Source organism: Actinotalea caeni, from assembly GCF_009733795.1.
GTDB lineage: Bacteria > Actinomycetota > Actinomycetes > Actinomycetales > Beutenbergiaceae > Pseudactinotalea > Pseudactinotalea caeni.
This window is the reverse complement of record NZ_WNXX01000016.1, coordinates 14,850-29,212: the sequence shown is the minus strand read 5'-3', so window position 1 is coordinate 29,212 and position 14,363 is coordinate 14,850. Positions and strand designations below refer to the sequence as shown.

Genomic DNA, 14,363 nt, shown 5'->3' with positions numbered 1-14,363 from the left:
GCATGGCGTGTCAAAGCCGAGATCTCATTTCTCGACATTTCTCGACGCGGACGAGCAGAGCTCTAGGCGCCGTCGGAGCGCGGCGGCGCGGCCTCGTCGTCCGCTCCGGCCCCGCCCGGCCCGGTGCCTCCGGTGCCGTCGGCCCCGGTCGCCGGCGCCGCCGGACCCGGGCGGGTGCTCGCCTGCTCGGCTGCGATCTCGTCACGGATGCGCTCGCGCGCGGCGCGCTCGCGGCGGTCGGCCCCGACGAGCGCCCGGATGACGACGACGAACAGCAGCAGCACCCCCAGCGGGGGCAGCACGGCGGCCAGGACGTCGTTCATCGCGGCTTCACCAGCGGGAACAGGATCGTCTCCCGGATGCCCTGCCCGGTGAGCGCCATCAGCAGCCGGTCCAGCCCCATGCCGAAGCCGCCCATCGGTGGCATGCCGTGCTCCATGGCCTCCAGGAAGTCCTCGTCGACGCGCATGGCGTCGTGGTCGCCCTTGGCAGCCAGCAGCGCCTGCGCCTCGAAGCGCTCGCGCTGCACGACCGGGTCGACGAGCTCGGAGTAGCCGGTCGCCAGCTCGACGCCGCGCACGTACAGGTCCCACTTCTCCACCACGCCCGGCTGGCTGCGGTGGGCCCGCACCAGCGGCGAGGTGTCGACCGGGTAGTGCAGCACGAACGTCGGCTCCACGAGGTGGTCCCCGACGTAGTGCTCGAACAGCAGCTCGCTGACCTTGCCCGGGATGACGTGCGCCGGGTTGACCTCCAGGCCGGCGGCGTCGGCGAGCGTCATCAGCTCCTCCAGCGGCGTCTCGGGCGTGATCGTCGTGCCCATCGCCTCCGAGGTCGCCGAATACATCTCGATCTGGGGCCAGTCACCTCCGACGTCGTATTCCGTGCCGTCGGCGAGCGTCACGGTCGTGCTCCCGAAAGCGGCGACCGCGGCCGCCTGCACGAGCTCACGGACCAGCGTTGCGACGGTCTGGTAGTCGCCATAAGCCTGATAGGCCTCGAGCATCGCGAATTCGGGGGAATGCGTGGAATCGGCGCCTTCGTTGCGGAAGATCCGATTCAGCTCGAAGACGCGCTCGATTCCGCCGACGACGGCCCGCTTGAGGAACAGCTCGGGCGCGATCCGCATGTACAGATCGATGTCGTAGGCATTCATGTGGGTGACGAACGGCCGTGCCGCGGCACCACCTGGCTGCGTCTGCAGGATCGGCGTCTCGACCTCGATGAACCCGCGCTGGTGCAGCTCCTCGCGCAGCGACCGCACGACGGCGGAGCGCACCCGCACCATCTCGCGCGCCGCGGGGCGGGCGATGAGGTCGAGGTAGCGCCGGCGCACGCGGTTCTCCTCGGAGGACTCCTTGTGCAGCGTCGGCAGCGGTCGCAGCGCCTTGGCCGCCAGCTGCCAGTCGTCGGCGAGCACCGACAGCTCGCCCCGCCGGGAGCTGATGACGCGGCCGTGGGCGAACAGGTGGTCGCCCAGGTCGACGTCGTCCTTGAAGGCCTCGAGCGACTCCTCGCCGACCTCGGCGAGAGAGAGCATCACCTGCAGGCGCTCCCCCGCGCCGTCGGCGAGCGAGACGAAGCAGAGCTTGCCGGTGTTGCGCAGGTGCACCACGCGACCGGCGACGCCCACGACATCGTCGGTCTCGGCGCCCGGCTCGAGGTCGGGGTGGGCGGCCCGCACCTGCGCGATCGTGTGCGTGACCGGGACGGAGACCGGGTACGGGTCGCGGCCCTCCGCGAGGAGCCGGGCTCGCTTCGCGAGGCGGACACGGTGCTGCTCGGGGAGGTCGAGGGAGTCGTCGTGCAGATCAGTCACCGGGATAGTCAATCACCGCATTGTCGATGAGCCGTGTCGCGCCGACCCGGGCGGCCACCGCGAGCATGGTCGCGCGCGTCGGCTGGTCGGCCGGCGCCGGCTCCAGGGTCGTGGGGTCGACGAGCACGAGGTAGTCCGGCACGACGACCGGGTCGGCGCCGTCGAGCACCCGCTGCGCGGCGGCGAGCACGGCGTCGGGACCGTCGGCGGCGGCTGCGGACCCCGCCTGCAGCGCACGCGACAGCACGAGCGCGGCCTCGCGCTCGTGCGGCGCCAGGTACGCGTTGCGGCTGGACAGCGCGAGACCGTCGGGCTCCCGCACGGTCGGCACCGCGACGATCTCGACGTCGAGGTCCAGGTCGGCGACCATCCGCCGGATCAGCGCGAGCTGCTGCGCGTCCTTCTGCCCGAAGACGGCGACATCGGGCCGGGTGAGGTGCAGCAGCTTGAGCACGACGGTGAGGACACCGTCGAAGTGCCCGGGTCGCACCACGCCCTCCAGCACCTGCCCCATCGGCCCGGCCTGGACCCGGACGCGCGGCTCGCCCTCGGGGTAGACCTCGTCGGCCGCGGGCGCGAACACGAGGTCGACGACGCCGGTCGAGGTCAGCCTCTCGAGGTCGGCCTGCAGGGTGCGCGGGTAGCGGTCGAGGTCCTCCTGCGGGCCGAACTGCAGGGGGTTGACGAAGATCGTCACGACGACCTCGTCGGCGAGCTGGGCCGCTCGCCGCACGAGCGCGAGGTGCCCGTCGTGCAGCGCACCCATCGTCATGACGACGGCGCGGCGCCGCGGCGTGAGCGCGGCGCGCAGGTCGGCGACCGTGGTGACGAGCCGGGGCGAGGTGGTCGCGCCGCGCACCGGGTGACCCGCGAGCGCCGAGCGCAGGCCGTCGGCCTGCTGGGCCCGCAGCCGGCCGCTGCGCTCCGCGCGGCGCACCGTCGCCTCGGCGAGCGCGCGGTAGGTGGGCAGCACGTCGTCCTCGGTGCCGTCGGCACCCAGGACCGTGACGTGCTCGGCGACCGTGCCGGCGTCGCCCCGCGACACCGGGCCGGTGAGGGCGCCGTCGCCGGCGCGGAGGGCGCCGTCGAGAGCGGCCTGCGCGAGCGGTGCGAGCGTGGTGCCGGGGTCCTCGACGCCGGCACCGGCGAGCACGCCGCGCGCCTGCGCGACGAGCGTCACGAGGTGGTTCGACGCGTGCGCGAGCGCGGCGTGGTAGCGGCCGCGGGCCTCCTCCGCGACGACGACCGGCTCGCCGCCGAGCTCGACGACGAGCGCGACGGCGATCGGCTGCGCGTCCTCCTCGGCGGTCACCGCGAACGGCGCGCCGGCCAGCCGGGCGAGGTCGAGGCGGGTCCCGGTGAAGGTCATCGCGGGGTGGACGGCGAGCGGGATCGCACCTGCCGCGCGGGCAGGCGCGAGCACGCCGGTGCCGTAGCGGCCCGCGGTGTGCACGACGATCTGCCCCTCGTGGAAACGGCCGAGCCGGGCGAGCCCGTCGACGAGCCCGGGCAGCTCGTCGTCGGGCACGGTGAGCAGCACGAGCTCGGCCCGCTCGACGACCTGCTCGACCTCCAGCAGCGGGACCCCGGGAAGCAGGTCGGCGGCCCGGTCGCGGCTCTCCCGGGACACGCCGCTGGCACCGACGACCGCGTGGCCGGCCTCTCGGAGCGCGTGCCCGAGCACGGCGCCGACCCGCCCCGCGCCGACGACGCCGACCCCGAGGCGTGCGGGACGCTCGCTCACGGCATCTCCTCACGGGCCGGTACGGCCGGCAGCACACCGGCGTACCCGGCGCGCAGCGCCGCCGCGTCGGGCTCTCCGCCCCCGCGGCGGCTCATCCATCGCTCGGGGCCGGCGTGACGACGGGCTCGGCGCGCGCGCTCGGCCTGCTCGAGCAGCAGCGTGCGCGCCGTCTCGACGTCGAGGTGCACGATCGTCGCGGTGACCGGGCCGCTCGTCGAGTGCAGGTCGACACCGGCGAGCCCGCGTCGACGCTCGAGCGGGCCCTGCGTCATCGCCAGCGACTGCGTGCGCTCGTGCGGGACGACGGCGAGCGTGCGCCACCACAGCCCGGTCCGGATCAGCACCGCGGTGTCGGTGATGCGGACGCCGTTGCGGCGCCAGGTGAGCGGGTCGAACACCCGCGCACGGCGCGGCGAGATGATGAAGCCCTCGTCGGTGCCGGTGCCGGTGAGGGCCGCCTGCAGCACCTCCAGCGGGCGGTCGGTGCCGAGGTCGGGCAGCACGAGCGGCAGGATCAGCGCCACCTCCTCGGTGGTCGCGACCGGGTAGAGGACGGTGGTCGTCTCCTCGCCCTCGCCGCCGTAGCCGGCGACGTTCATGCGGACGCGCCACCAGCCCTTGCGGCGCCACAGCGGCGGCTGGGAGAACGACAGCGCCTGCACGCGACCGGGCGGCACGGTGCGGGCCTTCGCCTCGAGGAGACCGTGCCGCAGCCGGATGCCGTCGGCGGAGAGCCCGAGGCGGAACGAGAACTCGCCGGCGAACCGGGACCACGCGTAGCCGACCGCGGCGAGCACGCCGGGCAGGGCACCCGCGAGCTGGAACGTCCTCGTGAGGGCGATGGCCAGCACGAGACCCGCGACGAGCAGGATCGTGACGATCATGAAGCCCGAGCGCACCAGCGAGCCGACGAGCCGGCCGGCGCCGAGCTCGAGCAGCGGCCGCTCCGGCGCCTCCTGCGCGGGTGCGGGAGCCGCACCGGGCGCCTGCCCGGTCCGCCGGACGCCCGCGGCGCGCGCGAGGATCTCGTTGCGGACCCGCTGGGCCTCGGTGTCGGTGAGGTAGGAGAGCGTGAGGTTGGAGCCGGCGCCGCCCGCGGACTCGATCTTCAGCGAGGAGAACCCGAACAGCCGGGCGAGCAGCGGCTGCGTGACGTCGACCGCCTGCAGCCGGTCCAGGCGGACGTGGCGCTGCTGACGCCAGAGCACGCCGGAGTGCAGGAAGACGCTCTCCTCGCCGATGCCGTACCGGGTCCTGCGCCACGCGATCGCGCCGTAGACCAGACCGATGATCGCGCCCAGCACGATCGCCCCGACGACCAGCAGGATCTTCATGGCCCAGGCGAGGTCGAGCTGGGCGAGGTCCTCGCCGTAGTTCCACACCGCCAGACCGAGGATGACCGCGGCCGCCTTCCAGGCGTTGAGGAGCGGCGTCACCTTGTGCAGCCGACGCCACTCGATCCGCTCGTCGGCCCCGGGTTCGCCGGGCGCCGCCGGGGCGTCGGGCGGCGGGTCGCCGGCGTCGGGCCGGGGCTGCTCCGCGGCGGTGGCCGACGGCGGCGGCGCCCAGGGGTTCGGCGTGCTCACAGGCCGGCCAGCCTCGCCTCGCCGGCCTCGGTCAGCCGGTCACGCAGCCGCGACGCCTCGGCCTCCAGGAGGCCGGGGATCGAGGCGTCGGTGCTCGCCGACGCCGTGTGGAGCTGCACCTGCGCCATCCCGGCGCGCCGCATCAGCGGCCCGGCCTGCACGTCGACGTACTGCATGCGGCCGTACGGCACGACGGTGAGGCTGCGGAACAGCACGCCCTTGCGGATCAGCAGGTCGTCCTCGAGCTCGGCGTAGCCGATGGCGCGCACCTGGCGCGGGATCAGCCACCATGCCCAGGCGACGAGCAGCACCAGCACCGCCGGGAGCAGCCACATCGCGGAGCCGACGATCACGGCGGGCACCACGGTCGCGAGCGCGGGGACACCGAGGAACACCGCCACGGTGAGCCGACGCACCCCGATCAGCCTGTCGGACACCCGGTTCCAGGTGACGCCTGGTACGTCGAACGCTGCGGACTCCATACCCCCATTGTGCTGGGTGCGCCCGCCGCGGCCGATCCGTCGGACGGATGAGACCCTCGGCCCTGCGGCGGAGGAGCGTGCGGCGGCGTCAGCCCGCGAGCGGTTCCTCGTCGTCGTCGGACGGCGGCACCTGGCAGCACCACTGCGTGACCATGCCGGCGGCCACCATCGCCAGCGAGGCGAGCAGCGACAGGCCGGACGCGAGCGCGACCGAGCGCGGCTCGGGCGCCTCCAGCCGGGTCAGCGCCAGCCCGAGCGAGGCGGTGAGGTACCCGGCGAGCACCGCGCCCGCGAGCGCAGCGGTCTGGCCGAGCACGAGCGTGCGCGTGGCACCCACGCCGTCGACCTGCTCGCCGCGGCGCACCCAGCGGCGCACGCGGAGCCCGAGGACGAGCGTGACCGCGGCGACGAGCACGAGCAGCACGGCGAGCACGAGCGGCAGCACCGGCAGGTCGCCACCGCGGCTCTGCCACCAGCGCAGCGCGACCGCGCTGACGGTCGCGACCACGAGGAAGGCGGCGCCGAGGGTCGCCCACCGCAGCCGCAGGGTGGGGTCGGGTTCCGCCACGGCCGGCTACCCGTCGGCGTCGTCGCGGCGCACCGGCGCCCAGCGCGGGCGGATGCGCGTCTGCGTCGACTCCTCCCCGCCGTCCCACGGCGCCCGCGGCGGCGACGACGGCTGCGGGGCGACCGGAGGCTCGGGCTGCGGCAGGGGCTCGGGCTGCGGCATCGGCTCGGGCTGCGGGACCGGGCTCGGCTGCGGCTCGGGGACCGGCTGCGGCTGCGGGACCGGGCTCGGCTGCGGCTCCGGCGTCGGCTCGGGCTGCGGGACCGGGCTCGGGGCCGGCTGCGGCACCGCATCGGGCTGCGGGACCGGGAACGCGTCGGGGACGGGCGGCGCGAACGGCGACCCGTCGGGCTCCGGCTCCAGCTGCGACTCCGGGTCCGGCTCGACGGACGCGACAGGCTCGACGGGCTCTGCTGGCTCGTCGGGCGCTGGCTCCACGTCCGCCGCGGCGGCGGCCGGGGCCTGCTCGACCGGTGCGGCCTCGGGCTCGACGGGCTCGGGCTCGCTCTCGCGCCGCACGCGCGAGGTCGACACGTCCTCCGGCGGTGCCGGCGGGGCCACCGGCGCGCCCGGCGGCCCGGGCTGGTACCAGTCGAGCGCGAGCCAGCGCACGCCGTCGCGGTCGGGTGCGGTGTCGGCCAGCGCGGCGACGGGACCGCCGCCGAGACCCGGGAGGAACGCGTCGGGGTCGAGGTGGGCCCAGGGCACGAGCACGAAGGCGCGCTCGTTGGCCCGCGGGTGCGGCAGGCTCAGCTCCGGGTCGGAGCTGGCGACCGTGCCGTAGGTGATGACGTCGATGTCGAGCGTGCGCTCGCCCCAGCGCTTGTCGCGCGAGCGGCCGTGCGCGGCCTCGATCGCGTGCGCGACCTCGAGCACGCGGCGCGGCGAGGCGCTCGTGCGCGCCACGACGACGGTGTTGAGGTAGTCGGGCTGCGCGACGGCGTCCGGCTGCAGCACCGCCGCGGTCTTCGCCAGCGGCGCCACCCCCACGACCTCGAGCACGCCCGAGGAGGCCAGGTCGTCGATGGCGCGGCGCAGCGTGGCGCGCACGTCGCCGACGTTGCCGCCCAGCCCCAGCACCACGTCGACGGGCTCCTCCGGCTCCGCGTCGAGGTCGACCCCGCGCGCCGGCTCGGGCTCGGCGGCCGGCTCCGGCTCGGGCTCGGGCGCCTCCGGCTCGACGACCGCGGGCATCGGCGCCGCGGCGGCGGGCACGACCTCCGCCACCGGTGCGGCGGCACCCGCGCGGTCGCGGCGGATCGAGACCTGGACGTCGGAGAACGGCACCCCGACCGGTGCCTCGGGCTTGTGCACCGTGACCTCGACCCGCTCGACGGCGGGGCGCGCCAGCACCGCGTCCGCGATGCGCTGGGCGAGCGTCTCGACGAGGGCGACAGGGTCGCCCTCGATGATGTCGACGACGTCGCGCGCGACCGCCGCGTAGTCGACCGTGAGCCGCAGGTCGTCCTGCTGCGCCGCGGCCCGGGTGTCGACGTGCATCGTCACGTCGACGGTGAACAGCTGCCCGGCCTGCCGCTCCTCCGGCAGCACGCCGTGGCGGCCCGAGCCACCGAGCCCGACCAGCCTGATGATGTCCGTCGTCGCGGCCTCGCCGTCCGTCGTCATGCGATCTCTCCCGTCCCGATCGTCGTCGAACCCTGCCGCAGCTCCGCCTCCGCGGCACGCCACGCCGTCGCCACCCTGACCGCGTCGACCGATCCGGGCACGTCGTGCACCCGGACGGCCCACACGCCCCGGGCCGCGGCGAGCGCGGACACGGCCGCCGTCGCCCGGTCACGGTACATCGGCAGCAGCGGGACGCCGTCGCGCGCGAGCAGGTCCCCGAGGAACCGCTTGCGGGAGGCGCCCACCAGCACCCGGAAGCCGGTGCCGAGCAGGGTGTCGAGGCCGGCGAGCAGCTGCCAGTTGGCGTGCGCGTCCTTGGCGAACCCCAGCCCCGGGTCGAGGATGATCCGGCTCTCGTCGACACCGGCCGCCGTCAGCGCCTCGACGCGCTCCATGAGCTCACGGTGCACGTCGGCGACGACGTCGTCGTAGGTCGCCATCTCGTTCATGACGTCGGACGGCCCGCGCCAGTGGTTGACGACGTACTCGCAGCCCCGCTCGGCGACGAGGTCGACCATCGCGGGGTCGGCGAGCCCGCCCGAGACGTCGTTGATGCACCACGCGCCTGCGTCGAGCGCCTGCTCCGCGACCGTCGCGCGCATCGTGTCCACGCTCACGCGGGCGCCGTCGCCCACGAGCGCGGTGACGACGGGCATCACGCGCTCCAGCTCGACGGCCTCCGGCACGCGCGCCGCCCCGGGCCGGGTGGACTCGCCCCCGATGTCGAGGATGTCCGCGCCCTGGTCGAGCATGTGGCGCGCGTGCGCGATCGCCACCTCGGGCTCCAGCCACTGGCCGCCGTCGCTGAAGGAGTCCGGGGTGACGTTGACGACGCCCATGACCTCGGTGCCCACGACCTGCGCCCTGGAGCTCACCCGACCAGCCTAGTGCGCACGCGTCGCGGACCTGCGGCCGCGTGCCGCGCGTGGCCGAGGTCCGGTCAGGAGCGGGTGATGAGGCTCATCGCCTCGGCGCGCGTGGTCGGGTTGTGCAGCGAGCCGCGGACGGCGGAGGTCACCGTGCGCGAGCCGGGCTTGCGCACGCCGCGCATCGACATGCACAGGTGCTCGCACTCGATGACGACGATCGCGCCGCGGGCGCCGAGCTGCTCCATGAGGGCGTCGGCGACCTGGGAGGTGAGCCGCTCCTGCACCTGCGGCCGCTTGGCGTAGACGTCGACGAGCCGGGCGAGCTTGCTCAGCCCGGTGACGCGGCCGTCGACCGCGGGGATGTAGCCGACGTGCGCGACGCCGTGGAACGGCAGCAGGTGGTGCTCGCAGGTGGAGTAGACCTCGATGTCGCGCACCAGCACGAGCTCGTCGTGGCCGATCTCGAAGAACGTCTGGAGCACGTCGCCCGGCTCGAGCCCGAGCCCGGAGAACGCCTCCTTGTAGGCGCGCGCCACCCGGCGCGGGGTGTCGCGCAGCCCCTCCCGGTCCGGGTCCTCGCCGAGGGCGGCGAGCAGCGCGCGGACGGCCGCGATCGCCGCCTCCTCGTCGTAGCCGGGCGGGGCGTGCTCGAGGTCGTCCAGGTCAGCCATCGCTGTCCACGGGCGCGTCGGGCGGCAGCTCGCGGTACGACTCGGCCGGGTTCTCGTCGTTCCCGGCGGCGGCCGCCTCGTCCTGCGGCAGCATCGTCGGCGCACCGGTCGCGATCTCCTTGGGGGATCGCACCGGCGGGATCTCGCTGACCGTGCGGTTGGAGCTCGACAGCCAGATCGGACGCGGGGGGCGCTTCTCGACCGGGGCGAACACCTCGGCGAGCTCGGCCTGGTTGAGCGTCTCGCGCTCCAGCAGCGCGTAGGCGAGGGCGTCGAGCACGTGCCGGTAGGCGGTGAGGATCTCCCACGCCTCGTCGTGCGCGGCGTCGATGAGCCGGCGCACCTCGTCGTCGACGAGACCCGCGACCTCCTCGGAGTACTCGCGCTGGTGGCCCATGTCGCGTCCGAGGAACACCTCGCCGTCGGCCTGGCCGAGACGGAGCGCGCCCACGCGCTCGCTCATGCCGTACTCCTTGACCATCTTGCGCGCGGTCGCGGTGGCCTTCTCGATGTCGTTCGACGCGCCGGTGCTGGGGTCGTGGAAGACGATCTCCTCCGCGACCCGGCCGCCCATCGCGTAGGCGAGCTGGTCGAGCAGCTCGTTGCGGGTGACCGAGTACTTGTCCTCGGACGGCATCACCATCGTGTAGCCGAGCGCGCGACCGCGGGGCAGGATCGTCACCTTGGTGACCGGGTCGGTGTAGCGCAGCGCCGCCGCCACGAGCGCGTGACCGCCCTCGTGGTAGGCGGTGAGCTTGCGCTCCTTCTCGTTCATCACGCGGGTGCGCTTCTGCGGGCCGGCGATGACGCGGTCGATCGCCTCGTCGAGCGCGCGGTCGTCGATCATCGTGCGGCCGGTGCGCGCCGTCAGCAGCGCGGCCTCGTTGAGCACGTTGGCCAGGTCCGCGCCGGTGAAGCCCGGGGTGCGCTTGGCGACGGCGTGCAGGTCGACGTTCGGCGCCATCGGCTTGCCCTGCGCGTGCACCTTGAGGATCGCCTCGCGGCCGCGCAGGTCGGGCGCCTCGACGGCGACCTGGCGGTCGAAGCGACCGGGGCGCAGCAGCGCGGGGTCGAGGATGTCGGGCCGGTTGGTGGCCGCGATCATGATGACGTTCTGGTTGCCGTCGAAGCCGTCCATCTCGACGAGCAGCTGGTTGAGGGTCTGCTCCCGCTCGTCGTGACCGCCGCCCAGACCGGCGCCGCGGTGGCGACCGACGGCGTCGATCTCGTCGACGAAGATGATCGCCGGGGCGTTGGCCTTCGCCTGCTCGAACAGGTCGCGTACGCGGGAGGCGCCGACACCGACGAACATCTCGACGAAGTCGGAGCCGGAGATCGAGTAGAACGGGGCGCCGGCCTCGCCGGCGACCGCGCGGGCGAGCAGCGTCTTGCCGGTGCCGGGCGGGCCGTAGAGCAGCACGCCCTTGGGGATCTTCGCGCCCACCGCCTGGAACTTGGCCGGGTCGGCGAGGAACTCCTTGATCTCGCCGAGCTCCTCGACGGCCTCGTCGACGCCCGCGACGTCGGCGAAGGTCACCTTCGGCATCTCCTTGGTGACCTGCTTGGCGCGCGACTTGCCGAAGTTCATCATCCGGCTGCCGCCGCCCTGCACGCGCGACATGAGGAACCAGAACAGACCGCCCAGCAGCAGCACGGTCAGCAGCAGCGGCAGGATCGAGGCCCAGATCGAGGGCTGCGGCACGATCGAGTTGTAGCCCTCGGGGAGCCGGTCGTCGGCGCGCGCGGCGGCGACGGCCTCCGCGACCGCCTCCGCCTGCGAGGAGGCGTAGTAGAACTGCACGACCTCGCCGACCTCGGTGTCGTCGACGACGAGCGGCTCGCTCAGGCTGAGGGTGACGCGCTGGTAGCCGTCGTTGATCTCGACGGCCTCGAGGGTGTCGCCCTCGAGCAGCTCCATGCCCGTGGAGGTGTCGATCGGCTGGGGGCCGCCGCCGGCGAGCAGCCGGAAGCTGGTGAACACGACGAGGAGCGCGATCAGCACCCAGATCAGGGGTCCGCGCAACAGCTTCTTGACGTTCATGTCGTTGGCGACCCCAGGGGGGCCGGAACCTTCTTTCCCTCAGTACCTAGGCGGTGACGCTATACGACCAACGCACAAGAGGCCGAAAAGGTTCGCACGCGTTCGCCGTCGGCATGAGAGCCCGGTCACCTCCGCGGAGCCCGGGGCGCCGTCGGAGCGGGCGCCGTCAGGAGGAGTAGACGTGCGGTGCGAGCGTGCCCACGAACGGCAGCGTCCGGTAGCGCTCGGCGTAGTCCAGCCCGTACCCGATGACGAACTCGTTGGGGATGTCGAACCCGACGTAGCGCACGTCGACGTCGACCTTGGCGGCCTCCGGCTTGCGCAGCATCGTCGCGACCTCGATGCTCTCCGGGTTTCGGGAGCGCAGGTTGGAGACCAGCCAGGACAGGGTGAGCCCGGAGTCGATGATGTCCTCGACGATCAGCACGTGCTTGCCGAGGATGTCGGTCGTGAGGTCCTTGAGGATGCGGACCACGCCCGAGGACTTGGTGCCCGACCCGTAGGACGAGATCGCCATCCAGTCCATCGTCACCTGCGTCTGGAGCTTGCGCGACAGGTCGGCCATCACCATGACGGCGCCGTTGAGGACGCCGACCAGCAGCACCTCGCGGCCGGCGTAGTCGGCGTCGATCTGCTGCGCCATCTCGGCGAGCCTGGTCTGGATCTGCTCCTCGGTGTAGAGCACCTTCTCGAGGTCGTTCCCCATCACACTGGCGTCCACGACGCTGTCTCCTCCACCCTGCTCGCGCCGTGCTGGCCCTGCGCCATCACTCGCCCGACATGGCGAGCACAAGCCTGCCACAGACCCGGCGGGCGACGACCCGACCCGGGAGGTCGACCTCGCCCTGCCCGTGCCAGTCGACGACGAGCGCCTGCAGGGCGTCGACGTGGACGGCCAGCAGGTCGCCGGGCGGCGCACCGGCCGCGACCGCCGCCCGGCGCAGCACCCGGGTGCGCAGCGCCTCGTGCTCGGCGGCGAGCGCTGCGACGTCGAGACCGAGCTCGGGAGAGGCCCCGTCGGCGCAGCGCGACCACGCCTCCTCGGCGAGGGCGTCGAGGAGGTCGGCGTCGGCGCGGGCCAGCCGCGCGGTGCGGGCGAGCGCGGGCGCGGGGTCGCGCCCGAGGGCGTCGGCGAGCGCGGGCAGCACCCGGTCCCGGACGGCGGCGCGCGGCACGGCCCCGCCGTCGGCGCGGCGCCAGGGGCCGTCGACGGCGTTGCTCGGGTCGATCCGGTACCGCAGCCCGAGCGCCTCGCACGCCGCGAGCGTGTCGGCGCGCCGCACACCGAGCAGCGGCCGCCAGAAGGGTCCCCGCACCTCGGCCATGCCGGCGAGCGTGCGGGTGCCCGACCCACGCCCGAGCGCGAGCAGCACCGACTCGGCCTGGTCGTCGAGCGTGTGACCGAGCAGCACGCCGACGGCGCCGGTCGCGGCCCGTGCGTCCTCCAGCTCGGCGTAGCGGGCCTCGCGCGCGGCGGTCTCGGTGGCGCGGCCGCCGTCGGGCGCGGTGCGGACCACGACCGGGTCGAGACCGAGCGCGTCGCAGCCGGCCGCGGTCTCGGACGCGGCCGCCGCGCTGCCGGGCAGCAGGCCGTGGTCGACGACGACGGCGCCCGCCCGCAGCTGCAGCCGGGGCGCGAGGAACGCGACCTGGGACGCGAGCGCGACCGAGTCCGGTCCGCCCGAGCACGCGACCAGCACGAGGTCGCCGGTGCCGAGCGAGCCGGCGTCGAGCAGCCGGTCGAGCAGGTCGCGGACCGCCACGCGGACCGCGGCGACCGGGGCGGCGGGTCCGGGCACCGCGCGCCCTCAGCCGTGCACGCGGCGCACCCACGCCGCCGGGTCGGCGATCTCCTCGGCGCGCGGCAGCTGCTCGGGCCCGGTCCACACCGCGTTGAGCCCGGCGTGCCCGACGGCGTCGAGCACGCCGCGCACGAACGCCGCGCCCTGGCGGTACTGGGCGAGCTTGGCGTCCAGGCCGAGCAGGCGGCGCAGCAGCACGTCGACCAGGCCTGCGCCGTCGCGGCGCGCCTCGAAGACCCGCCGGATGCGCGCGACCGTCGGCACGACAGCGGGTCCGGCCGCGTCCATGATGACGTCCGCGTGACCCTCGAGCAGCGACATCACCGCGAGCACCCGCTCGAGCTCGGTGCGCTCGTGCTCGTCGAGCACGGCGGCGACGATCGGGCCGCCGGTGGTCGCGTCGACCGGGCCGCCCGCGAGCGCGCGCGGCAGCGCCTCCAGCAGCGCGCGCAGCCGCCGGGCGGCGCCCTCGCTGCTCGAGACCGACGTCGACAGGTTCCCCATCGCGGCACGCAGGTACCCCGGCAGCCAGGGCGCGGCCGCGATCTGCACGGCGTGGGTCTGCTCGTGCAGGCACACCCACAGGTGGAAGTCGGCGGCGTCGAGCCGCAGCTCGCGCTGCAGCCGCAGCACGTTGGGCGCGACCAGCAGCAGCCGCCCCGGTCCGGCCGGGTCGGGGCTGAAGGGGTCGAGCTGGCCGAGCACGCGGGTCGCGAGCAGCGACAGCATGAGCCCGAGCTCCTCCCCCGCGAGCCTGGCCGACCCCTCCGGCATCGGCAGCCCGTCGAGCAGCTCGGCGAACATCGTCACGTTCGCCGACGCCCAGCCCGGCCGGTCGACGACGTAGACCGAGCGGGTCGCGGCGGTCGCCGCGGCGTCGGCCAGGTCGGTGACCTCGCCGACGACGGCGGGGGCCCGCACCGCGGCCGCCCGCAGCGAGGCGACCAGGTCGAGCGCCTCGTCCCGCGTGACGCGCGGCCCCGGCGGCACGACCACCGCGGCCCGCCGGCGCGCGGCCGTCCAGTCGATCGCACCCGGCCCGCTGGTGGCAGTCATGGGAAGGAGCCTACGGACCCCGGGCCCACCCCTGCCCGGCTCCACCCACGACCGGCCCCAGCACCGCCGCTCTCAACCCACCTCTGCCCCCGGTCCCGG

The 14,363-nt window shown here is 74.7% G+C and carries 12 protein-coding genes and 2 pseudogenes; all 14 read right to left on the bottom strand.

The window, feature by feature from the left end:
* Positions 1 to 62 precede the first annotated feature (62 nt).
* A complete protein-coding gene (locus GPA02_RS13595) occupies positions 63 to 323 on the bottom strand; it encodes a hypothetical protein (RefSeq protein WP_156200618.1) in 261 nt (86 codons plus the stop codon).
* Positions 320 to 1,825, bottom strand: a complete 1,506-nt coding sequence (gene lysS / locus GPA02_RS13590) for a lysine--tRNA ligase (protein ID WP_156200674.1) — start codon at positions 1,823 to 1,825, stop codon at positions 320 to 322. The genes GPA02_RS13595 and lysS overlap by 4 nt, the downstream gene beginning before the upstream one ends.
* Positions 1,812 to 2,591: pseudogene (panC, locus tag GPA02_RS19325) on the bottom strand (pantoate--beta-alanine ligase); the annotation flags it as partial. The gene lysS and the pseudogene panC, both read right to left, overlap by 14 nt.
* 99 nt (positions 2,592 to 2,690) lie before the next feature.
* Positions 2,691 to 3,563 (bottom strand): annotated as a pseudogene (locus tag GPA02_RS19320) (Rossmann-like and DUF2520 domain-containing protein); the annotation flags it as partial.
* Positions 3,560 to 5,149: a PH domain-containing protein gene (locus GPA02_RS13580; protein ID WP_240134050.1), complete on the bottom strand. Its 1,590-nt coding sequence runs from the start codon at positions 5,147 to 5,149 to the stop codon at positions 3,560 to 3,562. The gene GPA02_RS13580 and the pseudogene GPA02_RS19320, both read right to left, overlap by 4 nt.
* Positions 5,146 to 5,631, bottom strand: coding sequence for a PH domain-containing protein (locus GPA02_RS13575; protein ID WP_156200616.1), 486 nt, complete (start codon positions 5,629 to 5,631; stop codon positions 5,146 to 5,148). The genes GPA02_RS13580 and GPA02_RS13575 overlap by 4 nt, the downstream gene beginning before the upstream one ends.
* Before the next feature lie 88 nt (positions 5,632 to 5,719).
* Complete coding sequence (locus GPA02_RS13570) at positions 5,720 to 6,199, bottom strand: DUF3180 domain-containing protein (RefSeq protein WP_156200615.1); 480 nt, start codon at positions 6,197 to 6,199, stop codon at positions 5,720 to 5,722.
* Between the two features lie 6 nt (positions 6,200 to 6,205).
* A complete protein-coding gene (gene folK, locus GPA02_RS13565; protein WP_156200614.1) occupies positions 6,206 to 7,825 on the bottom strand; it encodes a 2-amino-4-hydroxy-6-hydroxymethyldihydropteridine diphosphokinase in 1,620 nt (539 codons plus the stop codon).
* Positions 7,822 to 8,664, bottom strand: a complete 843-nt coding sequence (gene folP / locus GPA02_RS13560) for a dihydropteroate synthase (protein ID WP_156200672.1) — start codon at positions 8,662 to 8,664, stop codon at positions 7,822 to 7,824. Before folP ends, folK begins: the two co-directional genes overlap by 4 nt.
* A 101-nt stretch (positions 8,665 to 8,765) precedes the next feature.
* Positions 8,766 to 9,365, bottom strand: coding sequence for a GTP cyclohydrolase I FolE (gene folE / locus GPA02_RS13555; protein ID WP_156200613.1), 600 nt, complete (start codon positions 9,363 to 9,365; stop codon positions 8,766 to 8,768).
* The gene (ftsH, locus tag GPA02_RS13550; protein WP_156200612.1) at positions 9,358 to 11,406 is read right to left on the bottom strand and encodes an ATP-dependent zinc metalloprotease FtsH; all 2,049 of its coding nucleotides are present in this window, start codon (positions 11,404 to 11,406) and stop codon (positions 9,358 to 9,360) included. The genes folE and ftsH overlap by 8 nt, the downstream gene beginning before the upstream one ends.
* A 166-nt stretch (positions 11,407 to 11,572) precedes the next feature.
* Positions 11,573 to 12,112 carry a hypoxanthine phosphoribosyltransferase gene (gene hpt / locus GPA02_RS13545; RefSeq protein WP_156200671.1) on the bottom strand — a complete coding sequence of 180 codons (540 nt, stop codon included), beginning with the start codon at positions 12,110 to 12,112 and terminating at the stop codon, positions 11,573 to 11,575.
* 61 nt (positions 12,113 to 12,173) lie between these two features.
* The gene (gene tilS / locus GPA02_RS13540) at positions 12,174 to 13,205 is read right to left on the bottom strand and encodes a tRNA lysidine(34) synthetase TilS (RefSeq protein WP_156200611.1); all 1,032 of its coding nucleotides are present in this window, start codon (positions 13,203 to 13,205) and stop codon (positions 12,174 to 12,176) included.
* Between the two features lie 9 nt (positions 13,206 to 13,214).
* Entirely contained in the window at positions 13,215 to 14,264 is a 1,050-nt protein-coding gene (locus tag GPA02_RS13535; protein WP_156200610.1) for a zinc-dependent metalloprotease, read from the bottom strand.
* Positions 14,265 to 14,363: the final 99 nt, after the last annotated feature.